At 74.9% G+C, this 26067-nt stretch carries 18 protein-coding genes; 12 read left to right on the forward strand and 6 right to left on the reverse strand.

The features are described 5' to 3' along the window. Positions 1–19: 19 nt before the first annotated feature. From ACZ51S_RS01275 to ACZ51S_RS01295, 5 genes are all read left to right on the forward strand, one after another. On the forward strand, positions 20–1174 hold the full coding sequence (locus tag ACZ51S_RS01275) for a hypothetical protein (RefSeq protein WP_468801711.1): 1155 nt from the start codon (positions 20–22) through the stop codon (positions 1172–1174). Further along, positions 1171–3336 carry a hypothetical protein gene (locus ACZ51S_RS01280; RefSeq protein ID WP_468959214.1) on the forward strand — a complete coding sequence of 722 codons (2166 nt, stop codon included), beginning with the start codon at positions 1171–1173 and terminating at the stop codon, positions 3334–3336. Before ACZ51S_RS01275 ends, ACZ51S_RS01280 begins: the two co-directional genes overlap by 4 nt. Further along, positions 3336–5285, forward strand: coding sequence for a TOMM precursor leader peptide-binding protein (locus ACZ51S_RS01285; protein ID WP_468959216.1), 1950 nt, complete (start codon positions 3336–3338; stop codon positions 5283–5285). The genes ACZ51S_RS01280 and ACZ51S_RS01285 overlap by 1 nt, the downstream gene beginning before the upstream one ends. A gap of 26 nt (positions 5286–5311) precedes the next feature. Beyond that, positions 5312–6967 (forward strand): thiopeptide-type bacteriocin biosynthesis protein, encoded by a 1656-nt coding sequence (locus ACZ51S_RS01290; protein WP_468885347.1) that lies wholly within the window; start codon positions 5312–5314, stop codon positions 6965–6967. A gap of 139 nt (positions 6968–7106) precedes the next feature. Next, entirely contained in the window at positions 7107–8027 is a 921-nt protein-coding gene (locus ACZ51S_RS01295; protein ID WP_468801715.1) for a DMT family transporter, read from the forward strand. 160 nt (positions 8028–8187) lie between these two features. Here ACZ51S_RS01295 and ACZ51S_RS01300 read toward each other — a convergent pair whose 3' ends face one another. Next, positions 8188–9585, reverse strand: coding sequence for an STM4012 family radical SAM protein (locus tag ACZ51S_RS01300; protein WP_468801716.1), 1398 nt, complete (start codon positions 9583–9585; stop codon positions 8188–8190). 242 nt (positions 9586–9827) lie between these two features. Here ACZ51S_RS01300 and ACZ51S_RS01305 point away from each other — a divergent pair, with 242 nt between their 5' ends. After that, the gene (locus ACZ51S_RS01305; protein ID WP_468476081.1) at positions 9828–11012 is read left to right on the forward strand and encodes a DUF1152 domain-containing protein; all 1185 of its coding nucleotides are present in this window, start codon (positions 9828–9830) and stop codon (positions 11010–11012) included. A gap of 9 nt (positions 11013–11021) precedes the next feature. Beyond that, positions 11022–13010 (forward strand): DNA helicase RecQ, encoded by a 1989-nt coding sequence (recQ, locus tag ACZ51S_RS01310; RefSeq protein WP_468885345.1) that lies wholly within the window; start codon positions 11022–11024, stop codon positions 13008–13010. 342 nt (positions 13011–13352) lie between these two features. On the opposite strand, the gene ACZ51S_RS01315 is transcribed toward recQ, so the two are convergent. After that, positions 13353–15734: an ATP-binding cassette domain-containing protein gene (locus ACZ51S_RS01315; RefSeq protein ID WP_468885343.1), complete on the reverse strand. Its 2382-nt coding sequence runs from the start codon at positions 15732–15734 to the stop codon at positions 13353–13355. 359 nt (positions 15735–16093) lie between these two features. On the opposite strand from ACZ51S_RS01315, the gene ACZ51S_RS01320 reads away from it, so the two are divergent. Beyond that, positions 16094–17035, forward strand: coding sequence for an NAD-dependent epimerase/dehydratase family protein (locus ACZ51S_RS01320; RefSeq protein ID WP_468959218.1), 942 nt, complete (start codon positions 16094–16096; stop codon positions 17033–17035). 44 nt (positions 17036–17079) lie between these two features. After that, positions 17080–20355, forward strand: a complete 3276-nt coding sequence (locus ACZ51S_RS01325; protein ID WP_468801950.1) for an aminotransferase class I/II-fold pyridoxal phosphate-dependent enzyme — start codon at positions 17080–17082, stop codon at positions 20353–20355. 7 nt (positions 20356–20362) lie between these two features. Here ACZ51S_RS01325 and ACZ51S_RS01330 read toward each other — a convergent pair whose 3' ends face one another. The 4 genes from ACZ51S_RS01330 to ACZ51S_RS01345 form a co-directional block, all read right to left on the reverse strand. Further along, positions 20363–20935 (reverse strand): toxin, encoded by a 573-nt coding sequence (locus ACZ51S_RS01330; protein ID WP_468801721.1) that lies wholly within the window; start codon positions 20933–20935, stop codon positions 20363–20365. Next, positions 20932–21384 carry a helix-turn-helix domain-containing protein gene (locus ACZ51S_RS01335; RefSeq protein ID WP_467884165.1) on the reverse strand — a complete coding sequence of 151 codons (453 nt, stop codon included), beginning with the start codon at positions 21382–21384 and terminating at the stop codon, positions 20932–20934. Before ACZ51S_RS01335 ends, ACZ51S_RS01330 begins: the two co-directional genes overlap by 4 nt. 306 nt (positions 21385–21690) lie before the next feature. After that, a complete protein-coding gene (locus tag ACZ51S_RS01340; protein WP_468959220.1) occupies positions 21691–22845 on the reverse strand; it encodes an MAB_1171c family putative transporter in 1155 nt (384 codons plus the stop codon). Positions 22846–22885: 40 nt separating this feature from the next. Continuing rightward, a complete protein-coding gene (locus ACZ51S_RS01345) occupies positions 22886–23614 on the reverse strand; it encodes a TetR-like C-terminal domain-containing protein (RefSeq protein WP_468801723.1) in 729 nt (242 codons plus the stop codon). Positions 23615–23808: 194 nt separating this feature from the next. On the opposite strand from ACZ51S_RS01345, the gene ACZ51S_RS01350 reads away from it, so the two are divergent. The 3 genes from ACZ51S_RS01350 to ACZ51S_RS01360 all read left to right on the forward strand — a co-directional run bounded on the left by ACZ51S_RS01350 (position 23809) and on the right by ACZ51S_RS01360 (position 26020). Further along, positions 23809–24231, forward strand: coding sequence for a CBS domain-containing protein (locus tag ACZ51S_RS01350; RefSeq protein WP_468476088.1), 423 nt, complete (start codon positions 23809–23811; stop codon positions 24229–24231). A gap of 38 nt (positions 24232–24269) precedes the next feature. After that, entirely contained in the window at positions 24270–24518 is a 249-nt protein-coding gene (locus ACZ51S_RS01355; protein WP_468801724.1) for a DUF6213 family protein, read from the forward strand. 86 nt (positions 24519–24604) lie between these two features. Next, positions 24605–26020 (forward strand): amidase, encoded by a 1416-nt coding sequence (locus ACZ51S_RS01360; RefSeq protein ID WP_468959222.1) that lies wholly within the window; start codon positions 24605–24607, stop codon positions 26018–26020. The last annotated feature ends 47 nt before the right edge of the window (positions 26021–26067 follow it).

Below are 26067 nucleotides of genomic sequence, written 5' to 3' on the forward strand. Positions count from 1 at the left end.
GACAGCGGAGGAAGGAACCATGCCGGCACTTCCCGGCGGCCGCCCCGACAGCCGTGCCCTCGACGTGGTCGCCTACCACCACCACCCCGTCAAGGCCCCCCTGCTGCGCGAGGCGCTGCTGCCCCTCGCCGCGAGCTGCGCGCGGCAGGGCCTGTCCGCCCACGTCGAGCGGCACTGGCTGCACGGCCCCCACCTGCGGCTCTGCCTCCGGGGCCCGGCGGCGCGGGTGGAGGCCGCCGCGGCATCCGCCGCCTCACGGATCCGGGACTGGCTGCGCCTGCACCCCTCGCGCAGCGACCTCACCCCCGCGCAGCTGCTGGAGGCGGCGGCCGTGAACGGGCGCGCCGAACTCGTCCCCCCGCCCTACGGGCCCATCGCCCCGGACAACACGGTCCGCGTCGAGCCCGCCGACCGGTCCCCGGTCCGCGCCCTGCTCGGCGACGACGGCGCCGCCCTGCGCGACGACCTGCTGCGCGACGGACTCGGCGCGCTGCGGGCCGGCGCCGGCTTCCTCGCCGACCACGCGGACACCGCCCCGGCACGGGTCCGGCTCGCGGTGACCGCGCTCGCCGCACACGCCGCCGCCCATCCCGGGGGCCTGGCCGGCGGCCACTACTCGTACGTGTCCCACCTGGAGGACTTCCTGCTCCACGACGACCCCGACGGACGGCTGCGCGCCTCCTTCGACCGCCAGTGGGAGCGCGCCGGGGACACCCTGACCCCGCTCGTCGGGCGGATCGCCGACGGCGGCCCGCACGGCTGGGAACGGGCCTGGGCGGGATTCTCCGCCGCCGCCCGGAACCGGACGCGGGCCCGGTACGAGGCCGGCGCCGACCTGCACGGCAGCCCGCCCGCCTACCGGGACCGGGCCGCCGCCACCGGCGACCGGGCCGCGGCCGAGCGCTGGGACCCGGAGGCGCGCACCCGCTACAGCGAGTTCCACCGGCTGCTGCGCCGCGCCGACCCGCGGGGGGCGATGTTCACCGACCCCGGCTACGTGGTCCACCGGGTCTGCACCAACGCCCTCTACCGGCTCCTCGCCATCTGCGACGTGCGCCCGCTGGAGCGGTACCTGGCGGCACACCTGGTGGTCCGCACGGTCCCGGCGCTGACCGGCTCCGACTGGCGCACGGAGCTCCGCGCAGCCGTGGCCGCCGTGGAGAGCGGCGCATGACGGCCACCGGGGACCGGACGACGGGCGCCGCCCCTGCCGCCCGTGCCGTGCGCAGGCTCCGCCCGGGCGTCGCCGTGACCCCGCTGCGGGCCGGCCTCCACCTGCGCGGCCGCGACGGCAGCGTCACCCTGGAGGGCAGCACCGCACTGCCCGCGCTGTGGCGGTGGCTGGAGGGGCCGCTGCGGGACGGCGGACTCGACGACCTGCTGGACGCGACCGAAGCCGGCCCGCGCCTGCGCACCGCCGTACGGACCCTCCTCGGCCGGCTGGAGGCCCACGGCCTGCTCATGACCGAGCCCGCCGGGTACGAGGACCAGTGCGCCGGAGATCACGGCCGTGACCCCGTGGCGCTGTGGCTCCGGGCGGGCGCCGCGCGGCCCGCCGCCGCCCGGGCCGCGCTCGCCGCCGCCCGCGCCGAGGTGCTGGCCGGCGACCCCGACGGGCCGCTGGCCCGCGCCGCCGGGCGGGCCCTGGCACTGGGCGCGCTGCCCGTCACCCGCACCGCCGATCCGGCCCTGCCGGCGGGCCGGGTCCTGCTCCGGCTCCACGGCACCGGACCGGTACGCGCCCTCGCCGCCGGACTCCGCGCCGGCGGCGGATACGCCACCGCCCCCGGCAGCCCGGCCCAGGCCCGCTCCGACGCGGCCGCCCTGGAAGCCCGGCTCGGCCCCGGAGACGTAGACGGGGACGGGGGCGGCTCGCCGGCGCTCGCCTCCCTGCTCGGGGGTGCGGCGGCCCACCGGCTGCTCTGTGCGGCCGCAGGTCTCCCGGACCCGGCGGCCGAAGGCGGCGACGACCGGCTGCTGCCCGGGTTGCCGGCGGTGCTTCTGGCCGAAGCTGCGCCGCCGAGGGCCGAGTACCGCACCTGGCTCGGGCCCGGCCGGCTGGACACCGACCGGCGGACGGACCTCCCCCCGGCGGGCACCCTCGGCGAAGCGCTGAGGCGGCTGGCGGCCCTGGGCGACGAGCGGTGCGGGGCCCTGCCCGCGCCGCTCCCGGCGGACCTGCGCCAGCTGCCGGTGCCGCTCGCCGCCTGCGGACTCCCCGGGGAAGGTCCGGCCGGCGGTCGCCTGGTCGCCGGGGCGCCGAGGCTGGACCTGGCCCGCCTGGAGGTGTTCTGCCGCGCGGCGGAACTGCTGCTGGGCGGGCCGGGGTTCACCGTCGGCGCGAACCCCGGGCACGCCCGCGGCCGGGCCCTGCGCGCGGCCTTCGCCCGCCGCGCCGCCGACGACGGCCGCGCGGCCGGGGAGCGGGCCGGCGCGGGGGACGCGACCGGGGGCAGGGCGCCGGCCGTCCCTCCGCCGGGCGGCCCGGCGGCCCTCGCGGCCGACGCGCCGCGGTCCGGCGCCGTCGACGCACGGCCCCCGGGCCCGGCGGCCCGGGCGACGGCCGCTCCGCCGTCCGGCCCCACCGGCGCCCAGGCGGCAGGCCCGGCGGAGTGGCCGACGGGCGCCCCTCCGGCAGGCGCCGCCGGCTCACCGCCTGCCGACCCGGCGGACGTCCTGCCGCCCGGCCCGGCGGACGCCCTGCCGCCCGGCCCGGCGGCCCGGATGACCGACGCTCCGCCGTCCGGCCCCACTGGCCCCACCCGCCCCACCCGCCCCACCGGCCCACCGCCGGCCGGCGGGGACGCGGACCGGGCGGTGCCCGTCGCCGCGCCCTTGTGGGCCGGGCACCCGCAGTTCCGGCACTGGTGGCACACCCTGACGGCCCGTCTGGAGGTGCCCGCCCGCCTCGAGGTGCTCCGGGCCGGGCCGGACGGGGTGTACCACGCCGTGGTCCGCCGCGCCGGAGGACCGGCCCCGGTGCTCGGTGAGGCCGTGGAGGCCACCCCGGGCGACGCGGCCGCCTTCGCCGCGCTCGCAGCCGTGGCCGCCGTCCGTACCGGGCGGCCCGGCCCAGGCCGGACCCCGCCGTCGGGCGCCGCCGTCGCCCCGCTGGCCTGCGCCGGCGTCCGCACGGCCGCCTGGGAGGACGCCGGCTGGACCGGTCGCTGGCTCGCCGACGCCGCCGGACGGGAGGAGGCCTTCCAGGACGCGCTGCGCCGACTGGCCGGGCCGCCACCCGCCACCGGCGCACCGGCCCCGGTCCGGGACCCCGCACTCCTCGCCCGGCTGCGGGCCTTCGGCTTCACCGTCCTGCACACCCCCGAGGAGCCGTGATGACCGCAGCAGTCCCGGCCTTCCCCGCCCCGGCCTTCCCCACCGTGGCCGCCCTCTTCCCGGGCCTGCCCGTCCCGGTCCTCGACGCCGCGGCCGCGCTGGAGGCCACCGCCGGACCGGCCGCCGTCCTGCTGACCGAATGGACCCCGGGGCTCGCCGAGGAGCTGAGCCGGCATGCGCTGGCGCACCCGGTGGCCCTGGTCCCCGTACGCTTCGACGGGCCGCTGGCGGTGGTCGGGCCGCTGCTCGCGCCGGACGCGCCGGCCTGCCTGAGCTGCGTCGAGTACCAGCGGCTGGCCACGGCCGGCGGACGCGTGCCCCGGCAGAGCCCGGAGCTCGCGCTGGCCGGCGTACCGTCCCCGGCGCTGGCCGAGTCCCTCGGCGCGCTCGTACGGGACCTCCTGGACGTCCACGCACCGCCCTCGCCCGCCCAGGAGCCGCCGGCGGCCACCGTGTACCTCCTCCACCAGGGGCGCGGCACCTGGTCCGGCCACCGGGTCCGCCCGGTCGGCGGCTGCGCCGTCTGCCACCCCCTGCCCCTGGACTCCGCCGCCGAGGCGGTCCCGCTGCCCTCGGCGCCCCGCCCGCTGCCCGACCCGTACCTGCTGCGCGCCCCCAACCCCCGCACCACGGCGGACGGGCTGCGCGCGGCCCTGCACGACGAGCGGTTCGGCCCGGTGCGCCGGCTGTTCCGCACCGAGGACTCGGCCTTCTGCCTGACCACCGCCCTCGTGACCGACGGCCGCCCCGTCGACGACGGCGGCCACGGCCGGGCCGGGGACTTCGCCGACAGCGAGCGGATCGCCCTCTTCGAGGCCGTCGAACGGTACGCCGGCATGCGCCCGACCGGCTGGCGCACCGGCCTGCGGGCCTCCTTCGCCGAGCTCGGCCCCGAACGCGCCCTGGACCCGGAGCGGCTCGGCCTGCCCGACCCCGCCCACCACGGGCACCCGGCCTCGCCGACCGTGCCCTACACGCCCGATCTGCGCATGGACTGGGCAGGGGGCTGGTCCCTCACCCGGCAGCGGGCGGTGGCCGTCCCCGAGCACGTGGCGTACTGGGACCCGCCCGGAGAGGGCCGGCCGCGCGTGGTGTACGAGTCCTCCAACGGCTGCGGCCTCGGCAACAGTCCCGAAGAGGCGGCGCTCTACGGCCTGTTCGAGGTGGCCGAACGCGACGCCTTCCTGATGGCCTGGTACGCGGCCACCCCGCTGCGCCGCGTCCAGCCCCCGCCGCGGGACACCGACACCGCCCTGCTCGCCGACCGGGCGGCCCTGGCGGGCTACCGGCTGCTGCTGCTCGACGCGACGAACGACTTCGGCATCCCCGCCGTCGTCGCCGTCTGCCGCTACGAGGGCTCCCACCCCGACGCGCCCCGGATGTTCCTCGCCGCGGGCGCCCACCACGACCCGCGCGCGGCGATCCGCTCCGCCGTCGCCGAGGTCGTCACCAACGTCCTGGAGTCCGCGCAGCGCGCGCTCGCCGAGGGCGGTCCGCGCGATCCCGCGCGGCTTCGGCCCATGCTGGACCACCCCGAGCTGGTGGTCACCCTCGACGACCACGTCGGGCTGAACGCCCTCCCCGAGGCGGCCCCGCGCCTGGAGTTCCTCTTCGCCGACACCCCGTGCCTGACCGTCGCCGAGACCTGGCCGGGAGCACCCCGGCCGGTGGGCGACCTCTCCGCCCTGCTCACGGCCACGGTGCGACGGCTGTCGCAGGCCGGCCTGGAGGTGATCACCGTCGACCAGACCGAGCCGGGCCTGCGGCAACGGCTCGGCCTGCACTGCGTGAAGACCGTCGTCCCCGGCTCCCTGCCGATGACCTTCGGACACGTCAACCGCCGCACGCGCGGCCTGCCCCGGCTCCTGGAGGTGCCCCACCGGCTGGGCCGCACGCAGCGCCCGCTGCGCCACGAGGACCTCGCGCTCCACCCGCACCCCTTCCCCTGAACCGGACGACGACCGGACGTGACGACGTGACGACTTCCGACACCTGGCACAGCCACCACCTCTTCCTGCACTCCGCGACCGACGACACCGACGCCTTCCTGCTCCGTGACGCCGCCCCGCTCCTCGACGGCCTGGTGGCGGCGGGGGAGGCCGCCGGATGGTTCTTCATCCGCTACGGGGAGGGCGGACCCCACGTACGCGTCCGGCTCCGCGGCCTGAGCGCCGCGGCCGCCGCCGCCCTGCCCGGGGAACTGGCCCGCGCGGCGAAGGCGGTGCCCGCCGTGCCGGGCCCCTGGCCGTCCCGCCACGGCGAGGTCCGCGCCGTCGCCTACGAACCGGAGACCGAGCGCTACGGCGGACCGCGGGCGCTGCCCGTCGCCGAAGGGGTCTTCGAAGCCTCCACCCGTGTGGTCCTCGACGCCCTGCGCGCCCTGCCCGACGGCGGCGGAACGGGGGCCCGGCTCACCACCGCCGCCGACCTGGCCCATACGACGGTCCACGCGCTCGGCCTGGACCCGCTCACCGCGGCGCGCTGGCTGCGCCGGCACGCCGGCGGCTGGCGGTGGGTCACCGATGTGGAGCTGCTGCCCGGCGCGGCCGTCCACACACGGGTCGACTCCGTGTACGCGACGCAGCGTACGGGCCTGCGGCGGCGGGCCGCCGGCCTGCGGGAACGGCTCGCGGCGGGCACCGCCCCGCCCTGGCTCGTACGGTGGGCGGCCGCGGTCCGCGCCGCCGACGAGCGGCTGGCGGACCTGGGGGAGGGGCCGCGGCTCCTCGTGTGGGGCTCACAGCTCCACATGCTGTTCAACCGGCTCGGGATCACCCCCGACGAGGAGCGGGCGGTGTGCCGGCTGGCCGCCCGCACCCTGCTGGAGACCGAGCAACCGCCCGGGTTCTTCCCGCCCGGACACACCGCCGCCGACGTCCAGTACCTGGAGAGGAGCAAGTTCCGGATCGGCCGCAACGAGGACAGCGCGCTGCGCCCGCTGCCGCACGAGCCGGTCCCGGCGCCGGCGGCGGGGTCCGAACTGGCCCTGCCCGCCGACCCGCTGCCCGAGGTGTCGCTGCGCGCCGCGCTCGCCGCCCGCACCTCGCTGCGCGGCCCGCTCCGGGGACCGCTGGACGCCGGGACCCTGGGCTCGCTGCTGTGGCACTCCCTGTCCGACAGCGCGCCCACCGGGCGGCCCGGCCCCGACGGCCCGTCCCCGGCCCACCGTCCCTACCCCAGCGCGGGCGCCCTGTACACCGCCCGGGTGCGGCTGCTGGTGCTCGACGTGGCGGGCGTCCCGCAGGGCACGTACGACTGCGTGCCGGAGCGGCGGACGCTGCGTCCCGTCGGGCCGGCGCCGGCCCCGGCGGAGCTCAGGGCGCTCTCCACGTACCTGTCCCGGCCGGAGACGGACCCCCACTGGATCGGCGTCGACGGGGCGCCCGCCGTCCTGGCCGTCTACGCGGACCTGGGCCTGCTGCGCCGTCGCTACGGGCTGCGCGCCCTGCGCCTCGCCCTGCTGGAGGCCGGCCACCTCACCCAGACCCTGCTCCTGACCGGAGCCGCCCTCGGCCTGGCGGGCACCCCGCTGGGGGGCTTCCACGACGACCTGGCCCACGAACTCCTCGGCCTGGACGACCTGGAGCAGCCCCTCCAGTACCTGCTGCCGCTGGGGCGGTACGCGCCCTGACCGTCCCCGCCGCGCTTTTGTGCGAAGGCACGGAGCGGGCCGTGTGCCGAAGGGAAATCCCATGGTTTTCCCCAGTGGGTCTGGAGGATCCCGCTCCGGTACGTTCGCCGGGTCCTGCACGTGGTGAAGGGGGAAAGCCGTGGGAGCAGTGGCGTCCGTACTGGCGGCGGCGGTGCTGTGGGGGACGGTGGGGCCCGCCCAGCTGTGGGCGGACACCGGCGTGCACCCCGTGTCGCTCGGAGCCTGCCGGATGCTGCTGGGCGGGCTCGTACTCAGCCTGCTGACGGTGCGTCCGGCGGGGCTGCGCACCCTGCGCGGACCTGGAACGAGCCGGTGGCTCGGGCTGAGCGTGCTGGTGACGGCCGCCTTCCAGGTCTGCTTCCTCCAGGCGGTGGAACGCGGCGGGGCGGCCCTGGCGACGGCCGTCGCCTTCGGGACCGTGCCCGTGGCCGGCGGGCTGTGCGCCCGCCGGCTCTCCGGTGAGCGGCTCACCCGACGCTGGCTGTGGGGGACGGGCTGCGCCGTGCCGGGCATCGCGCTGTTGCTGCTGCCCGGCAGCGGGGCGCGCGCCGATCTGCCGGGCGTGGCCTTCGGCGTGGTGGCCGGGGCGAGCTTCGGCGTGTACATCGCCGCGTCGAAGCGGCTGGCCGCGGGGGGCGCGGACCTCGGCGCGGCGGCGCCGGTGAGCGTGCTGTGCGCGGGGCTGCTGGTCTCCCCGTACCTGCTGGTGGCTCCCGAGGGTCTGGCCGCCGGCCGCTCGCTGGCGCTGATCGGCTGGCTGGGCCTGGGCACCACCGCCCTCGGCTACCTGCTGTTCACCCGGGGCGTCGGCCGGCTCAGCGCCGCCACGACGGGGACGCTGAGCCTGACCGAGCCGCTGGTGGCGACGGTGCTCGGGGTCGCGGTGCTGGGCGAGCGGCCCGGCCCGCCGGCGGCGGCCGGGGCGGCGCTGATGCTGCTCGGGCTGGTCCTCGTGTCCCTGCCGGAGCGGCGCCGGGCCCCCACACGGCCTTCGCAGCACTCGCAGCACCCGCAGCCGTTGCGGCGGGAGCCGGTCTAGGTCCTGTCGTCAAAGTAGCGCCGGTCAGGCCTGCGGCGTCCGGTGCCGTGCATCGCAAGGCGGAGGGGCGCCCGAGTACTGGACGTACTTGGGTGCCCCGACAACGCGGCGAGGTGCGGTGCCGGGGGCCGCGGGCCAGGCGGGACTTTGACGACAGGGCCTAGCGGTCGTGGTAGGCGGTCATGTTCGTCCGGACGCGGTCGGAGAAGAACATCGGGCCTATCGCGTCGGCCCAGGCCATGCCGTCCGGGGTCAGTCCCAGCGTGCCGCCCTTCTCCCGCAGCCAGTTCCGCTTCAGCAGGAAGTCGAGCTGGGGCCCGAAGTCGTCCTCGAAGCGCGTCGCGAAGCGCTGCTCGTAGGCGCCGGTGCGCAGGCCCGTCGACTCCAGCAGGTGCTGGAGGACGTACATCCGGCGCCGCTCGCCGTCGTCCATCGCGAACGCCCACTGCGCGCGCCGGAACCGCTCCGTCGGAGTGGCGATGTAGTCGTCGATGATCCGCCGCACCTCCGGCACCGCGACCGCGTAGTCGGTGGTGTAGTGCAGGCCGGTGGTGAAGGAGCGGGCGCCGACGCCCAGGCCGACCATGCCGGCCTGCTGGTTGTACTCGCTGATGCCGCTGGCGTCGGTGTCCTCGACGGCGGCGGTGCCGGAGCGGCGGAAGACCCGCATGGAGGTCTGCTCGTACCCGGCGGACAGCAGGTGGTCACGGCCGTAGCGGTAGAGCCGCAGCCGCTGGTCGTTCCAGTCCTGGAGGGTCTTGGCGTGGCGCGTGCTCAGCCCGGTCAGCGGGCGCACGTACAGCGGGTAGAGGTAGATCTCCTCCGGCTCCCAGGCGAGGGCGGCGTCGAGCGAGACCCTGAAGGTGCGCTCGGTCTGGCCGTCGATGCCGTAGATGAGGTCGATGTTGAGGATCGGGAACCGCGCCTCCTTGAGGCGGGCGAGCGAGGCCTCGACCTCGGCCCGCTTCTGGGGCCGTACCGCCGCTCGGGCCTCCTCGTCGACGAAGCTCTGCACACCGATGCTCAGCCGGGTCGCGCCGCGTTCGGCGAGTACGGCGATCCGGTCGGCGGTCGCGGTCGCCGGGGACGTCTCCACGGACCAGGAGGCGGCCTTGAGGTCGGCTCCCATGATGTTCTCGCTGATGTCGCAGAGACGGGTGAGCTCGTCCGCGGTGAGGTAGGTGGGGGTGCCGCCGCCGAACGCGGCGAGGGCGAAGCGGATCGGCTCGCCCGTGGCCTCCAGCGCCTCGCGGGTGACGCGCGCCTGCCGCTCCAGGGTGGCGAGGAAGCCGCGGGTGACCTCCTCGGGGGCTCCGGTGCGGGTGAAGAGGTTGCAGAAGCCGCAGCGCATCTCGCAGAAGGGGACGTGCGCGTAGAGGGAGAGCGCGTCGAGGCGTTCCCCGGCCCACAGGTCGCTGAGCAGCGGGCCGTTCTCGAGCAGGCGGTACGCCTTCTGGTGCGGGTAGGCGTACACGTACTGCTCGTACGGGGTTTCGGGATCGGTGTCGGGGGAGGAGCCCGGGAAGGCCGGCGTCGGGAGCAGAACAGGCGTCGTCATAACGGGAATCGGCTCTCTTTCGGAAGGGGTCTCACGCGAATGACGTCACGCTTGGTGACAGGGCGTCACCTTAGGTTCGTGCTCGGGCCGTTTTCTGTAGTGCAATTCCCATGAACCGGCTTTCGGCGTGTAGAGCTTCATATGTACTTTTTGTGGAAGCCGGGGTTCCGTACCGGAACGGCCCGGTATGGGAATCCACCGCGCTCGCGGCGGCACCGGGTGCTGGGGTATCGGTGTCCGGCATGGAGAGCACGAAGAACACGAAGAGCGCCGGCGGCGCGAGGAATCCGAAGGGCCCGCGGAGACTCCTCGTCGCCGCCGGCGGTGGCGGCGACGCGATCACGACCGCCATGGTCCACGCCGCCCTGCACGGTGCGGACACCCCGGCCCTCGTCCTGACCTACGCGTGGGAGCGGCTGGTCGTCGACCCCGTCCCCGGGCCCCGGCGCACCACCGACTTCCACGGCACCGAGTCCGTCGCGCCGGACCTCGCCCTGGTCACCCCCGCGACGCGGCCCGCCGCCCCGGCCGGCTCCCTGCTCCCGCGCCTGTCCGGCGAACTGCGGCCGCGGCTCGGGCTGCTGGACCCCTACGGCGGCACGCTCGGCCTGACCCGCCAGCTCGCGGCGGCCGCCCGCTGGTGCCGGGCCGACCGCATCGACCTCGTCGACGTGGGCGGCGACATCGTGGCGCGGGGCGACGAGCCCACCCTGCGCAGCCCGCTCGGCGACGCCCTCGCCGTCGCCGCCTGCGCGGGCACGGGACTGCCGGTCCGCGTGTACGTGGCCGGGCCCGGGCTCGACAACGAGGTGCCCCCGCCCGCCCTGCTGCCGCGGCTCGGCGAGCCGGCCTTCACCCTCGACGCCGCGCACACCGAGCCCGTGAACGGGGTCTTCGACTGGCACCCCTCCGAGGCAGGCGCCCTGCTCGTCGCCGCCGCCCGCGGGGTGCGCGGGGTCTGCGGCACCCGGGACGCACCCCGGCCCGTACACCTGGACGCCCGGGCCGCCGGCGTCCACCGGCTCACCCTGGACCGCGTCCTCGCCCTCAGCCCCCTCGCCCGGGCGCTGGCCGGCACCCGCGGCCTGGAGGAAGCCGAGGAGGCCTCCCGCGCCGTGTGCGGCTTCTCGGAGATCGAGCGGGAACGCCGGCGCGCGGCCGCCCTGCCCGCCGCTCCGCCCGCCCCGCGCCCGGACCGGGACCCCGTCCGGGTCGGGGCCCGCTTCGCCGCCTGGGAGCGCGCGACGCTGGCGGACGGGATCGCGTACGTCACCACCCGCAGGATCACCGAGGAGCTCGGACTGAGCGCCGGGGAGGCCCGCGGCCTGTTCGCGGCCCTGGACGACCGCCGCACCGGGCCGCTGTGGCGGCTGGGCCCGGCCGCCGGCGACCGCGGGCGGGACGGGGGTGTCGGCGGGGGCCGCTAGGCTTCTCGAATGGCCCTTCCGGACGCTTCCCCCGAGATCTCCGACTCCCTGCAGGTACTGCACCGCGTATTCGGATACAGCTCCTTCCGCGGCGAGCAGGAGCAGATCATCGAGCAGGTCGCCGGGGGCGGCGACGCCCTCGTGCTGATGCCGACCGGCGGCGGCAAGTCGCTCTGCTACCAGATCCCAGCCCTCGTCAGGGACGGCACGGGCATCGTGATCTCCCCGCTGATCGCACTCATGCAGGACCAGGTGGACGCGCTGACCGCCCTCGGGGTGCGGGCCGGATTCCTCAACTCCACGCAGGACCCGTACCAGCGGCAGGCCGTCGAGCAGGCCTTCCTCGCCGACGAGCTGGACCTGCTCTACCTGGCGCCCGAGCGGCTGCGCACCGAGGGCACCCAGCGGCTGCTCGACCGGGGCAAGGTGTCCCTGTTCGCGATCGACGAGGCGCACTGCGTCGCCCAGTGGGGCCACGACTTCCGGCCCGACTACCTGGCCCTGTCGATGCTGCACGAGCGGTGGCCGAAGGTGCCGCGGATCGCCCTCACCGCGACCGCCACCGAGGCCACCCACGCCGAGATCGCGGCGCGGCTGGGCCTGGAGGACGCCCGGCACTTCGTCGCCAGCTTCGACCGGCCGAACATCCAGTACCGCATCGTCGCCAAGGACAAGCCGCTGGCGCAGCTGCTGGAGCTGATCAGGACCGAGCACGACGGGGACGCCGGAGTCGTCTACTGCCTGTCGCGGGCCTCGGTGGAGAAGACCGCCGCATTCCTGGTGGAGCAGGGCATCGACGCCGTGGCGTACCACGCCGGCATGGACGCCCGTACGCGCGCCGCGAACCAGTCGCGCTTCCTGCGGGAGGACGGGGTCGTGGTGGTGGCCACGATCGCCTTCGGCATGGGCATCGACAAGCCGGACGTGCGCTTCGTGGCCCACCTGGACCTGCCGAAGTCGGTCGAGGGCTACTACCAGGAGACCGGCCGTGCCGGCCGCGACGGGGAACCGGCCACCGCCTGGCTGGCGTACGGCCTCCAGGACGTGGTCCAGCAGCGCAAGCTCATCGACGGCTCCGAGGGCGACGAGAACCACCGCCGCTCCCTGGCCGCCCACCTCGACTCCATGCTGGCGCTGTGCGAGACCGTCGACTGCCGGCGCGTCCGGCTGCTCGCGTACTTCGGGCAGACCGGCGAGCCCTGCGGCAACTGCGACACCTGCCTGACGCCCGCCGAGTCCTGGGACGGGACGGTCGCGGCGCAGAAGCTGCTGTCCACGGTGTGGCGGCTGGCGCGGGAACGGCGCCAGAAGTTCGGCGCCGGCCAGATCATCGACATCCTCCAGGGCAAGAAGACGGCCAAGGTCATCCAGTTCGACCACGACGCCCTGTCGGTGTTCGGGATCGGCGCGGACCTGAGCACCGCCGAGTGGCGCGGGGTCGTGCGCCAGCTGCTGGCGCTCGGACTGCTGGCGGTCGAGGGCGACTACGGCACCCTCGTGCTGACCGACGCCAGCGGCGAGGTGCTGGGCGGGCGCCGCACCGTCCAGCTGCGCAAGGAGAAGGCGCCGGCCGCCCCGTCCCGCAAGGAGGCCGGCTCGCGCTCCGGCAAGAGCGCCCGGGTACCGGTCGACCTGCCCGCCGCCGCCGTGCCGGTCTTCGAGGCCCTGCGCGCCTGGCGGGCCGCGACGGCCCGCGAGCAGGGCGTCCCGGCGTACGTCGTCTTCCACGACGCCACGCTGCGGGAGATCGCCACGCGCCTGCCCGGCACGGTCGGGGAACTGGCCGGCGTCGGCGGGGTAGGCGAGGCCAAGCTCACCAAGTACGGCGAGGGGGTGCTCGAGGCCCTGGCCGGCTTCGGCCCGGCAGCGGCCACGCCCGCCCCGCTCCCGGCCACGGCGGACGCCGTCGCCGAGCCCCCGCCGCCCCAGGAGCCGCCGTACGGCGAGGAGCCGCCCTACGACCTGGACGAGGACCCGCCCTGGGACGACTGGCGCTGAGCCCGGTCGCCAGAACGGCGCGGCCTGGCCTTCCGGTCGGGTCGGGGCCGCTTCCTCGCCGGACGGGCACGTCAGGGCCGTGTCAAAGATCGGTCTGCTTGCGCGAAGGGGACGTCAGGAAATACCCCCGGAGGAGTCGGCCGGGCACAGACTGGTGATGCGACGGAGCCGGCCGACGGCCGACGGCGCGCCGGCCGGAGCGCGGTCCACCGTGGGGGTAAGACCGTGCGCCGGGGCTGCGCGCCGTTTCCGGTCGCACCACAGGGGCCGTCCGGCCTCCGGTATGGGGATACCGGTGACCGGACGGCTCGGTGCTTGCGGGGGCCCGGAACGGGCGACCGTTCAGACGCCCGCGTAAGCCGCGAGGTGTTCCGCGGTGAGGGTGGAACCGGCGGCGACGAGGTCGGCCGGCGTGCCCTCGAAGACGATCCGGCCGCCGTCGTGCCCGGCGCCCGGACCCAGGTCGATGATCCAGTCGGCGTGCGCCATGACCGCCGGGTGGTGCTCGACGACGATGACGGACTTCCCGGAGTCGACCAGCCGGTCGAGCAGGCCGAGGAGCTGCTCCACATCGGCCAGGTGCAGGCCGGTCGTCGGCTCGTCGAGGACGTAGACCCCGCCCTTGTCGGCCATGTGCGTGGCCAGCTTCAGCCGCTGCCGCTCGCCGCCGGACAGCGTGGTGAGCGGCTGGCCGAGGGTCAGGTAGCCGAGCCCGACGTCCGAGAGCCGGCCGAGGACGCGGTGCGCGGCCGGGACGCGGGCCTCGCCGGACCCGAAGAACTCCTCGGCCTCCCGCACCGGCATCGCCAGCACCTCGCTGATGTCACGGCCCCCGAGGCGGTAGTCCAGCACGGACGCCTGGTAGCGCTTTCCCTCGCAGTCCTCGCAGGTGGAGGACACGCCGGCCATCATCCCCAGGTCCGTGAAGATCACCCCGGCGCCGTTGCAGGAAGGGCAGGCACCCTCGGAATTGGCGCTGAACAGGGCCGGCTTCACGCCGTTGGCCTTGGCGAACGCCGAGCGGATCGGGTCGAGCAGTCCCGTGTACGTCGCCGGGTTGCTCCGGCGCGAGCCGCGGATCGGGCCCTGGTCGACGCGGACCACGCCCTCCTCCGCGGGGATCGACCCGTGCACGAGCGAGCTCTTGCCGGAGCCGGCCACCCCGGTGACCACCACCAGCACCCCGAGCGGGACGTCCACGTCGACCCCGCGCAGGTTGTGCGCGTCCGCCCCGCGGATCTCCAGGGCGCCCGCGGGCTTGCGCACGGTCTTCTTCAGGCCGGTGCGGTCGCCCAGGTGGCGGCCGGTGACCGTGCCGGAGGCCCGCAGTCCCTCCACGGAGCCCTCGAAGCAGACCGTGCCGCCCGCCGTGCCCGCCCCGGGGCCGAGGTCGACGACGTGGTCGGCGATCGCGATCGTCTGCGGCTTGTGCTCCACCACGAGCACCGTGTTGCCCTTGTCGCGCAGCCGCAGCAGGAGCTCGTTCATCCGCTGGATGTCATGGGGGTGCAGTCCCGTGGTGGGCTCGTCGAAGACGTAGGTGACATCGGTGAGCGCGGAGCCGAGGTGGCGGATCATCTTGACGCGCTGCGCCTCGCCGCCCGACAGCGTGCCCGCCGGACGGTCGAGCGCGAGGTAGCCCAGACCGATCTCCACGAAGGAGTCCAGGGTGTGCCGCAGCTTCTCCAGCAGCGGTGCCACCGAGGGCTCGTCGAGGCCGCGGACCCATGCGGCCAGGTCGCTGATCTGCATGGCGCAGGCGTCGGCGATGCTGATCCGCCCGATCCTCGAGGACCGGGCCTCCGGCGTGAGCCGGGTGCCCTCGCACTCGGGGCAGGTGGCGAAGGCAGTGGCCCGCTCCACGAACGCCCGGATGTGCGGCTGGAGCGCGTCGATGTCCTTGGACAGCATCGACTTCTGGATCTTCGGGATCAGCCCCTCGTAGGTGAGGTTGATGCCGTCGACCTTGATCTTCGTCGGCTCCTTGTGGAGGAGGTCGTCCAGTTCCCTCCTGGTGTACTCGCGGATCGGCTTGTCCGGGTCGAAGAAGCCACAGCCGCCGAAGATCCGGCCGTACCAGCCGTCCATGCTGTAGCCGGGGACGGTGAGCGCGCCCTCGTTGAGGGACTTGGAGTCGTCGTAGAGCTGGGTCAGGTCGATGTCGGAGACGCTGCCGCGTCCCTCGCAGCGCGTGCACATGCCGCCGGTGCGGTTGAAGGTCGCCTTGACCGTCTTCTTGGAGCCCTTCTCGACGGTGATCGCCCCGCTGGCCCGGACCGAGGGCACGTTGAAGGCGTACGCGCCGGGCGGGCCGATGTGCGGCTGGCCGAGGCGGCTGAAGAGGATGCGCAGCATCGCGTTGGCGTCGGTGGCGGTGCCGACGGTGGAGCGCGGGTCGGCGCCCATCCGCTGCTGGTCGACGATGATGGCCGTCGTCAGCCCTTCCAGTACGTCGGCCTCCGGCCGCGCCTGCGTGGGCATGAAGCCCTGCACGAAGGCGCTGTAGGTCTCGTTGATCATCCGCTGGGACTCGGCGGCGATCGTGTCGAACACCAGCGAGCTCTTGCCCGAGCCCGAGACGCCCGTGAACACGGTCAGCCGGCGCTTGGGGATCTCGATGTCGACGTCCTTGAGGTTGTTCACGCGCGCGCCGTGCACGCGGATCAGACCGTGGCTGTCGGCGATGTGGGGCGCGGGCGACCGCGTCTCCGTCCTCTTGGCCATGCTCTTCGTGTCTCCATCGTTCGGTCCGGCCGCTTCCGAGCAGTATGTCTGCTCCGGCTGCGCCGGTGCGGCGTGGCCGCCGCACCGTCCGACAGCCACGCTATGCGGGGTCCGGGCACCGGCGCTTCTCGATTCCTGACCGGCCCGCCGCCGGGCCCGCGGGCCGGCGCGGCGGTCCCACCGGCGCGTACGGGGCCGGCGCCCCGAGGAAGGCCCCGTCCGGCACCTGCCGGCGCTCGTTCCGCAGCGCAAAGCCCGCCTCAACGGCGCGCGCGGCAAGGCTGCTTCCGGCCAAACAGACCGGTGCGGCCCGGCGGAGACCTGCCGGGCGGCGGCACCCCTCGCGCTAGTGTGCGTACGTGAACTCTCATGTCGTCATAGGCTTCGGGCCCGCCGGAGCCGCCACCGCTCGGCTGCTCGCCGAACGGGGCCACTCAGTCAAGGTCGTCACCGCCTCGGGCCGGGCCCCGGAGCCCGGCATCGAGCACGTCGCACTGGACGCCCGGGACACCGGGCGGCTGACCGAGGTGGCGCGCGGCGCGGCCGCGCTCTACCACTGCGCCGCACCGCCCTACCACCGCTGGGCGGGCGAATGGCCGGCGCTGGTCGCGTCGGTGTGCGCGGCCGCGGAGGCCACCGGTGCGGTTCTGGTCATGCTGGGCAACCTCTACGGGTACGGCCCGGTGGACGTCCCCATGACGGAGGACCTGCCGCTCGCCGCGACCGGTCCCAAGGGGCGGGTCCGCGCGGCCGGCTGGGAACGGGCGCGCGCCCTCCACGAACAGGGCCGCGTCAAGGCCGTCGAGGTGCGGGCCTCCGACTTCTTCGGCCCCGGCGTCACCGACGGCGGGCACCTGGCCGCCCGGGTGGTTCCCCCGCTGCTGCGCGGCAAGCCGGTCTCCGCCCTCGGTGACCCGGACGCCCCGCACAGCTGGACCTACCTCCCGGACGTGGCCAGGGTCCTGGCCGAGGCCGCGGGCGAGGAACGGGCCTGGGGCCGGGCCTGGCACGTGCCGACCGCGCCGCCGCTGTCCGTCCGGGAGATGGCCGGCCGGCTGGCCGCCGAGGCGGGAACCGGTCCCGTCGCCGTACGCGGGCTTCCTCCCGCCGTCCTGGGCATCGGGTCGCTCTTCTCCCCGCTGCTGCGCGAGCTCAAGGAGATCCGCTACCAGTTCGACCGCCCGTTCGTCGTCGACGCGAGCGCCTACGAAGCCGCGTTCACCGAACGGGCCACCCCCGTCGACGAGCAGGTGAAGGCCACGGTGGCGTGGTGGCGCGAGCGACTGGCAGCCGCCCGATGACGGCGCCGGCCACCGTGACGCGCGACGACATAGCCGTCGTCGGCATGGCGTGCAGGTTCCCCGGCGCCCGTGACGTCAACCAGTACTGGCGGCTCCTGACGGACCCGCGCCCCCAGTTCTCCCGGATACCCGACTCGCGGTGGCGTGCCGCCGCCTTCCTCAGCGACGACTTCCGCGACACCTCGGCGGCCTACACCGACACCATGGCCCTGCTGCCGGACGTGGACCGCTTCGACGCCGCCCACTACGGCATCCCGCCGCGCCGGGCCAGGTCGATGGACCCCCAGCACCGGCTGCTGATCGACCTCGCACGCGAGGCCCTCCAGGACGCGGGATGGGAGACGGACGGCTTCGACCGCGAGGAGACCTCGGTCATCACCGCGCTCACCGAGAGCGGCTACCGCCAGCTCAGCACCATGCGGCTGCGGATGCGCCAGCTGGCCGGGGGCGAGTTCGGGGCGCGGGCGGCCGACCCCGGCTGGCACGAGACGGTCCGCGCGGTCGACGGGCTGCACGGCACCTCCGCCGCCGGACTACTGCTCAACATGGGCCCCAACACGGTCAGTTCGGTCTTCGACCTGCACGGCGAGAGCTACGCCCTCGATTCCGCCTGCTCCGGCGGCCTCATGGCCGTGGCCAACGCCGTGTACGCGCTGCGCGCCGGCCGCTCCCGCATCGCGCTCGCCGGCGGCGCCCAACTGGTCCTCACCCCCGACCTGCTCGTCGGGCTGTGCCGGATCGGCGCCATCTCGCGCAGCGGCCGGTGCCTGCCCTTCGGGGCGAAGGCCGACGGCTTCGTCCTGGGCGAGGGCGCCGGCGTCCTGGTCCTGCGGCCGCTCTCCGACGCCCTGGCCGCGGGCGACCGCGTCTACGCGGTGATCCGCGGCGTGGGCACGGCCAACGACGGGACCGTGCAGGGCGGTATGCACCCCCAGGCCGCCGGCCAGCTCCGGGCCCTGCGCCGCGCCTACCGCGACGCGGACCTGACGCCGGACGCGGTGGGCTACCTGGAGGCGCACGGCACCGGTACCACGGTGGGCGACCCCGTCGAGCTCGCCGTCCTGCGCGAACTGCGCGGCGAGGAGGCCCCGCCGGCCTACCTCGGGGCGGTGAAGGCGGTGGTCGGGCACTCGCTGAACTCCGCCGGCATGGCGGGGCTCATCAAGTCGGTGCTGGCCGTGCACCGGGGCGTCATACCCCCGCAGCCGGAGTTCCAGCCGGCCGACGCCTCCCTGCTCGACGGCGCGCGGCTGACCGTCCCCACGGCGCCGGTCCGCTGGCCGGAGAGCGGCGGACCGCGGCGGGCCGGGGTGAGCGCCTTCGGCTTCGGCGGCACCGGCGTCCACATGGTGGTGGAGGAGGCCCCCGCACCGGCGGCGCGTACGGCGCGGGCGGAGGGCCCGCACGTGCTGGTGCTCACCGCCCGCGACCGGGCGGGGCTGGCCCGCCACGCGCGGGAACTGGCGGAGGTCATCGCCGAGGACCGGCCGGAGCCGGCCGCGGTGGCGGACACCCTGGCCCGCCGCACCCCCCTCGGGGAACGCCTCACCCTGGTGGTGGAGGACACCGCCGACGCCGTCGCACGGCTGACCGAAGCCGCCGCGGGCGTGGAGGCGGGCCGTACGGGAGACCCCGTCGCGCGGCCGCTGCCGGTACCCGGGGAACGCACGCCCCCGTGCACGCTGCCGCCGAGCCCGCTCGCCCCGCGCCGCCACTGGGCCGTGGACGAGTCGGCGCGCGAGCTGTCCGGCCCGGACGCGCCCGTGGACGCGTACGGGGACGCGTACGGGGCGGACCGGCCGGCTTCCTCCGGCGGCGGGTCCATCGCCACCGCCGTGCTCGAAGAGGTGTCGCGGGCCGGCGTCTTCCCGCTCTCCGACCTGCACCCCGGCATGACGCTCGTGAGCGACCTGGGCTTCGACTCCCTCATGCTGCAGGAGCTGGAGGTCACCATCGGCAAGCGCGTGCCGGGCTTCCGGACCGAGGAGCTCTTCTCGGCCGACCTCACCATCGGCCGGCTGATCGCCCTGGCCCGCGGTGAGGAGGACGGCACGGCGACGGCCGTCCCCGTCACGGAACCGGTTCCCGCCGAAGCGCCGCCGACGTGGAGCGCCGACACCGCCGACATCGACGCGTTCCCCGAGGTGGCCCGGTTCGAGGAGCGGCTCGCGGCGGTCACCGGCAGCACGGAGGGCTCCCCGTACTTCCGCGTCCACGAGGGCACCATCTCCGACACCACGGTCATCGGGGGCCGCCCGTACCTGTCCTTCGGCAGCTACAACTACCTCGGGATCTCCGGCCACCCGGCGGTCAACGAGGCCGTGCACGAGGCCGTGGACCGGTACGGGACCTCCGTCTCGGCGAGCCGGGTGCTCTCCGGCGAACGGGACCTCACCGTCCGCCTGGAGCGGGCACTGACGGACTTCCTCGGCGTCGGGGACTGCCTGGCGCTGGTGAGCGGCCACGCCACCAACGTCACCGCCATCGGCCACCTCGTCGGCCCCGGGGACCTCGTGGTGCACGACGCGCTGGCCCACGACAGCATCCTCCAGGGCTGCGCCCTGTCCGGTGCCGCCCGGCGCCCCTTCGAGCACAACGACATGGGCCGGCTCGAGCAGATGCTGAGGCTCAACCGGTCCCGGTTCCGGCGGGTCCTGATCGCCGTGGAGGGCGCGTACAGCATGGACGGCGACCTCGTCGACCTGCCCGCCGTGATCGAGCTGAAGAAGCGCTACGGAGCCCTGCTGATGGTGGACGAGGCGCACAGCATCGGAACGGTGGGCGAACGCGGCCGGGGCGTCGGCGAGTTCTTCGGCGTCGACCGCTCCGATGTGGACCTGTGGATGGGCACCCTCTCCAAGGCCTTCGCCAGCTGCGGCGGTTATCTCGGCGGCTCGGCCCGGATGGTGCGCTGGCTGCGCCACACGCTCCCCGGCTTCGTCTACAGCGTCGGCCTCACCCCGGCCAATGCGGCCGCGGCGCTGGCCGCCACCGAGCTGATCGCCGCGGAGCCGGAACGGGTGCGGGCGTTGAGACGCAACTCCGAGCTCTTCCTGGGGCTCGCCGCCGAGGCCGGTCTGGCTACGGGCTCCAGCGCCGGAACGCCGATCGTGCCGTGCGTCCTGGGGGACTCGGCGAAGACGCTGCGCGTGGCGGGCGGACTCTTCGGACGGGGTGTCGTCGCCGATCCGATCTTCCACCCCGCCGTGGAGGAGGGGCTGTCGCGGCTGCGCTTCTTCATCACCAGCGAGCACCGCGAGGACGACATCCGGCGCGCGGTCGCCGTGCTGGCCGAGGAGGTGGCGTCCGCCGGGAGGTAAACCCATCTCAGATCAGGGTGCGTTCTATGCGGCTGAGCGTGGCGCTCTTGGCGGGCCGGTCGCCCTCGTGCGCGTCCGCGTCGGTGCCGTGCCGCTGTTCGGCGCCGCCCATCCGCTGGGAGAGCAGGTAGGCGATGATCTCCGCCTCCTGCTCCTGGACGTCGTCGTAGGTCGCGCGCAGGAGCATGTCGCGCACGATGTCGGGGTCGAGGTCGGGGAAGAGGAGGCGGGCGGCCGCCTCGTCCAGGCCGCCGGCCCCGCGGTGGCAGCAGATGATGTGGCCCAGCTCGTGCAAGATGATGTGCTCCTGATGCGCGCTGGTGGTGTTGGCGTCGTAGAAGATCAGGTCCTCGTCGCGGGCGGCGACCCACATGCCGCAGGGGTGCGACGAGGGCATCTGCATCGGGACCAGGATGATCGGGCGGTCGCGGACCTCGCCGAGGTGGCGGCAGAGCTCGGCCACGTCGGGGGCCTCGGGGAGGTCGAGTTCGGCGATCCGCCGGGCTCCGGCCTTCCGCAGCTTCTTGAGCCGGCTCCGGCGGTCGTGGTCGGCGGCCCGCTCCTTCCAGGCGCCCCTCATTCGGGTTCGCTGGAGTCGGTGACGGGGGGAAGGCCCTGCAACTGCCGGTACTGGTCCATGATGGCCGTGATGGCCTGGAGGTTCTCCTTCTTCATCCCCGCCGCCCGCATCGCCACGGCGCGGACCCCGGACTGCCGCAGCGCCTCGATGGCGGCGACCTGGCTGAGCACGGACTCGGCGACCTTGTCGTCGAAGAAGTAGGCGACCGAGACGCCGAAGAAGCGGGCGAGGGCCGCCAGCAGGTCGGGCGAGGGGTTGGAGCGCTTGCCCGTCCGCAGCTGGGACAGGTAGACACCGCCGACCTTGAGCTCGGGATTGGCCCGCTTGAGCTCCTCCGCCACCTCGGCATTGGTCCAGTGCTTGCCCTTGGGGCGAACGGTCTTGAAGAGGTCGTCGAGGCGCACTGCGAGCAGGGGCCGGTCGCCTGCCTCGGTCTCGGTCTCGGTCATTGGTGATCCTTCCTCCCGTCACCTCCTCGGTATAGCCCTTGGCTATACGTCAGTTTCACAGATTAGCGGTCAGTTGACAATTGGGCTGGACTCCGCCAACGTTGGGTCTCGCCGATAGCTGGCAGTTAACTCGACTCACGGGGGTTCGTCGGTTGGCTTGCCGGTGAAAAACGGACTGGCCCGGCCCTCGGGGGATGGGCCGGGCCAGTCCGGGCGGTGTCCGCCCGTCCCGCCCCGTGCGGAGACGGGGGGCAACGGGGGAGCTGCCCGCCCGGTTTGACGGGGGATGCAAACCGGGCGGGAGCTTCAACTCGCGGTGCCGAGCTTACTGTAGGCGGCCGCTACTTGGGTGAGCCATGCCACCTCCGCCGTGAAGTTGTCGGTGTCGCGGTCGTCGAAATCGCCGGCGTCCTTGTTGTCGTGAGGGACGGTCCCGTTCCGCTTGGCGAGCAGAGCCTGCTTGATCTGCGCCGCTTCCGTGAAAGCCTGCCGCGACTCCTCGCTGGCCTCCTGGCCCGGACCCCCGTCACCCGGTGCGGTGCGGTCGATGTAGGGGCGCAGATCGCGCCATCCGTCGCGTATCTCGACGACCCGGCGGTGGAGGCGGTAGTCCATCTCCGAGACCGAGGCGCCCGGCGGCTCCAGCGCGATGTCCGGGGAGGACTCGTACAGGTCCCGCCACAGCGGGTAGAGGGCCCGGTAGGACCGGTAGCTGCGCGCCCAGCTCAGGAGCCTGGTGGCCGAGGGGCCCCAGGAGGAGTTGGTGAGGCTCAGCGAGAGGATCACGATGCCCGCCGCGCTGAAGATGTTCGACGCGAGCTTCCAGACGCCGATGTCGATCCCGGCCGCCGACGTCAGGATGTTCACCGTCCGCGCCGAGCAGTACAGGAAGAGGACCACCGCGGCGACGCGGAGCATGCGCAGCGCCTGCCGCAGCGAGGCGTTGTCGGTCATCCGGGCGTAGGGGCCGCACTGGCGGAAGATCGTGACGCACGGAACGGCCTGCGACACGATGAAGGCCAGGAGGTACGTGAGGACCAGCGGCTGGCCGCTGCCCGTGTCGAAGTCCGACGACGGCCGGCCCGGGCCGTCGGCGAGCAGGAACAGCGCGACGAGGAGCACGTTCAGGCCGATGCCGGTGACCGTCCACCAGCGTGCCCTGCGGACGGCCTCCTTGTCGGCGTCCGCCCACTTCAGCAGGATGATCTGCGAGCTCACGCAGAAGGCGACCGCCGCCAGGTGCATGAGGAGGATGGCGAGGTTGCCGACGCCGAGGAAGCTGCCGCCGCCCATGGCGACGGCGCCCATCGTGAAGGTCAGGCACTGGAGCAGGAGGGTGGTGATCAGCGCGCGGTAGGCGCTGTCCTTCCAGCTGCGCCGTGCCTGGCACAGCCGGTAGACGAGCGCCGCGTACGACGACAGCGCGGCTATGACGAAGCAGAGGGTTCTGGTGGTGTTCACGTCCTGGATTTTCTGCGGGTGCCGCGGGGGCGGCTGACGGTCAGTCGGTCGTCCCGGCCAGGGGGACGTCGAGGCCGATGGCCTCGGCCGCGACGGCGATCGCGTAGTCGAAGAAGGCGGCCTCGTCGCTGACGCTGTCGTGGGTGCGGCTGAAGACCTGGAAGACCAGCAGGCCGATCAGGTTGCTCCAGAGGACGATGCCGCGTTCGATGATGTCCGAGAACGGAGCCCCGGGCACCCCGCCGAAGGCGGCCACGGCCTCGGGCAGGAGCAGCTGCCGGGCGGGCGGCGTCCGCCGGGGCGGGGTGAGTTCACCGGCCTCCAGTGCCGACCGGATGATCCCGGCGAGCACCGCGGGCGTACGGGAGGCGGGCGGGACCGTGTCCTGCGGGGCGTGGTACCCGGGTACGGGCGAGCCGTAGATCAGCGTGAACTCGGCCGGGTACTCGAACGACCACTGCCGCAGGGCCCGGGTGGCCGCGAGGAGACGCGCACCGGCCGGGGCCCCTTCGGCCGCGGCGGCCGCGTCGGCCCGTTCCATCGCGGCGCCGGACGCGTCGTACGCGTCGATGACCAGGGCGGTCAGCAGGTCGTCCCGGTGCGGGAAGACGGCTTCCACCTCGCTGACGGCGAGACCGCTCTCGTGCGCCACGGCCTCCGGGGTCAGCCCCGCGGCCCCCAGCTTCGCCAACTGCGCACGCGCGGCGTCCTTGACCACGGCCGTCCGGCCCGTGTCTTCGGCGTTCGAACTCGTTGTGGAAACGTCCATGCCGGAACCGTACCCGCCGCACGACGGGGGCCGGGAGCGCGGTCTCCCGGTCCCCCGGGCAGGGCGCCGAGTTCCGGCCACCGCCGCCCGGGCCCTCGCGCCGCCGCCGGTCCGGGGGCCCGGGCGGGGTGGCGTACCGCCCGCCGGGGCGGGTAGGCGCCCGACAGGAGCCGCTTCCAGCAGCCGGAGGAGCCATGACCCGCAGCGTCCACGAGGTGATGACCTCGAACCCGGTGACGGTCGAGAAGCTGACCTCACTGGCTGAAGCCGCACGCGTGATGCGGGACGCCGGCATCGGGGACGTCCTCGTCGTCGACGGGGGGCGGCTGCACGGCATCGTCACCGACCGCGACCTCGTCATCCGGGGCATGGCCGAGAACCGGGACCCGGCCGAAACGACCGTGCACGCGATCTGCAGCACCGAACTGCTCACGGTCGGACCCGGCGACGACGTCCACCAGGCCGTCGCCCTGATGCGCCGCAACGCCCTGCGCCGCCTGCCCGTACAGACCGAGGACGGAGAGCTGGTGGGCGTCGTCACCCTCGGCGACCTGGCGGTGGAGAGCGATCCGGGCTCGGCCCTCGCCGCCATCGCGGCCGCCGAGCCGGACACCTGAAGCGCGCCCGTCGGCGGAGGAAGGGAGGCGGTGCCGTCGTGAACGCGTCCATCCCCCTGATCTCCGTACCGGACGGCCGGGTACTGATCCCCGCCGACGAGGTGACCGCCCTGCTGCGGTACGTCGCGGGGGAGTGGCTGCACACCGTGAGCCGGGGCGGGGCGGAACTCGACCCGGGAACGACCCTGCGCCTGGCGGGCGTGCTGGCGGCCTTCGCGGACCAGATCGACGTGGAATGCATCGGTTTCATGCCCGTCCCCGACGAGGACCCCGGCCCCGGACCCTGAGCGCCGCACCGTCCGCCCCCTCCCGTGTTACTCCGCGGTAAGCAATGATGGCGGGCGACCACTCAGAGGGCGGGGGCTGATCAGCGGTGACCACTTTCGAAGAACGGGCCAGGGTGCACGCGTTCCGGGACGACGCCCTGGGCGAGCACGACGCCGTCGGCCTCGCCGCGGCGATCCGGCGGGGCGAGGTCTCCGCCGCGGAGGCCGCCCGCGACGCGCGGGAACGCGTACGGGGGGTCGAGGCCCGGCTGCACGCGGTCCAGGCGTACGCGGACACCCCCGCGCGCACCGGCCCCGCGGTCGGGCCCTTCGCCGGGGTGCCGACCTTCGTCAAGGACAACACCGACTACCGGGGGCTGCCCACCGGCCACGGCAGCGCCGCCTTCCGGCCCAGGGAGGCCCGGCGGCACGCGCCGTTCGCCCGGCAGTTCCTCAGCAGCGGGGTCACGGTGCTGGGGAAGACCCGGATGCCCGAGTTCGGTTTCAGCCCCACCACCGAGTACGAGGGCGCCGAGCCGGTGCGCAACCCGTGGCACACCGGCCACTCCGCCGGCGGCTCCTCGGGCGGCAGCGCGGCGCTCGTCGCCGCAGGAGCGGTGCCCGTCGCGCACGCCAACGACGGCGGCGGCTCGATCCGGATCCCCGCCGCCTGCTGCGGGCTCGTCGGCCTCAAGCCGACCCGCGGCCGGGTCGTGCCGAACGAGCAGAGCCGCCGGCTCCCGATCGACCTCGTCACCGACGGCGTCGTGAGCCGGTCGGTCCGCGACGCCGCCGCCTTCCTCGCCGCCGCCGAGACGTACTGGCGCAACCCCGGGCTGCCGCCCGTCGGCCTGGCCGAAGGGCCCTCCGGGCAACGGCTGCGCATCGGCTTCCTGCTGGACTCCCCGAACGGCGTCCGCTCCGACCCCGCCACCCGGGCCGCGGTCAGCCGGACGGCGGCCACCCTCGAAGGGCTCGGCCACACCGTGGAGCCGGTGGAGATCGCCATCGACCCCGGGTTCACCGACGACTTCCTCACGTACTGGGGGATGCTGTCCTTCCTCCTCGGCGTCACGGGCCGCACCCTCGGAGCGGACTTCGACCGCGGCCGCATGGACGGCCTCAGCCGGGGACTGCGCGAGACATACCTGGAGAACTGGCGCCGCACGCCCGGAGTGCTCAGCCGGCTCAAGGGCACGAGGGAGGCGTACGCGGCCGCCTTCCGCGGGCGGGACCTCGTGCTGTCCCCCGTGCTCGCCCACACCACGCCGCCGATCGGCCACCTCGGCCCGGCCGTTCCCTACCCGGCGCTGATCGAGCGGATCCTCGCGTACGTGGCGTTCACGCCGGTCGACAACGTCGTCGGCACACCGTCGGTGTCGCTCCCCGCCGAGACGACCACGGAGGACGGACTGCCCGTCGGGGTGATGTTCTCCGCCCGTCCCGGCGGCGAACGCACCCTGCTGGAGGTCGCGTTCCAGTTGGAGGCGGAGCGTCCGTTCCGGCGGATCCAGGACAGGTGACACGGCGGGCGCCGGGCGGGTGACCGCCACGGCGGGCGCCGGCCGCC

It is taken from the genome of Streptomyces sp. NPDC034043 (genome assembly GCF_055575675.1).

Coding starts and splice junctions, on each gene's coding strand:
- ACZ51S_RS01335 (WP_467884165.1), bottom strand. CDS start 21,384: ATGACCGAGACCGAGACCGAGGCAGGCGACCGGCCCCTGCTCGCAGTG.
- ACZ51S_RS01345 (WP_468801723.1), bottom strand. CDS start 23,614: ATGGACGTTTCCACAACGAGTTCGAACGCCGAAGACACGGGCCGGACG.
- ACZ51S_RS01280 (WP_468959214.1), top strand. CDS start 1,171: ATGACGGCCACCGGGGACCGGACGACGGGCGCCGCCCCTGCCGCCCGT.
- ACZ51S_RS01350 (WP_468476088.1), top strand. CDS start 23,809: ATGACCCGCAGCGTCCACGAGGTGATGACCTCGAACCCGGTGACGGTC.
- ACZ51S_RS01330 (WP_468801721.1), bottom strand. CDS start 20,935: ATGAGGGGCGCCTGGAAGGAGCGGGCCGCCGACCACGACCGCCGGAGC.
- ACZ51S_RS01285 (WP_468959216.1), top strand. CDS start 3,336: ATGACCGCAGCAGTCCCGGCCTTCCCCGCCCCGGCCTTCCCCACCGTG.
- recQ (WP_468885345.1), top strand. CDS start 11,022: ATGGCCCTTCCGGACGCTTCCCCCGAGATCTCCGACTCCCTGCAGGTA.
- ACZ51S_RS01275 (WP_468801711.1), top strand. CDS start 20: ATGCCGGCACTTCCCGGCGGCCGCCCCGACAGCCGTGCCCTCGACGTG.
- ACZ51S_RS01305 (WP_468476081.1), top strand. CDS start 9,828: ATGGAGAGCACGAAGAACACGAAGAGCGCCGGCGGCGCGAGGAATCCG.
- ACZ51S_RS01300 (WP_468801716.1), bottom strand. CDS start 9,585: ATGACGACGCCTGTTCTGCTCCCGACGCCGGCCTTCCCGGGCTCCTCC.
- ACZ51S_RS01325 (WP_468801950.1), top strand. CDS start 17,080: ATGGCGTGCAGGTTCCCCGGCGCCCGTGACGTCAACCAGTACTGGCGG.
- ACZ51S_RS01315 (WP_468885343.1), bottom strand. CDS start 15,734: ATGGCCAAGAGGACGGAGACGCGGTCGCCCGCGCCCCACATCGCCGAC.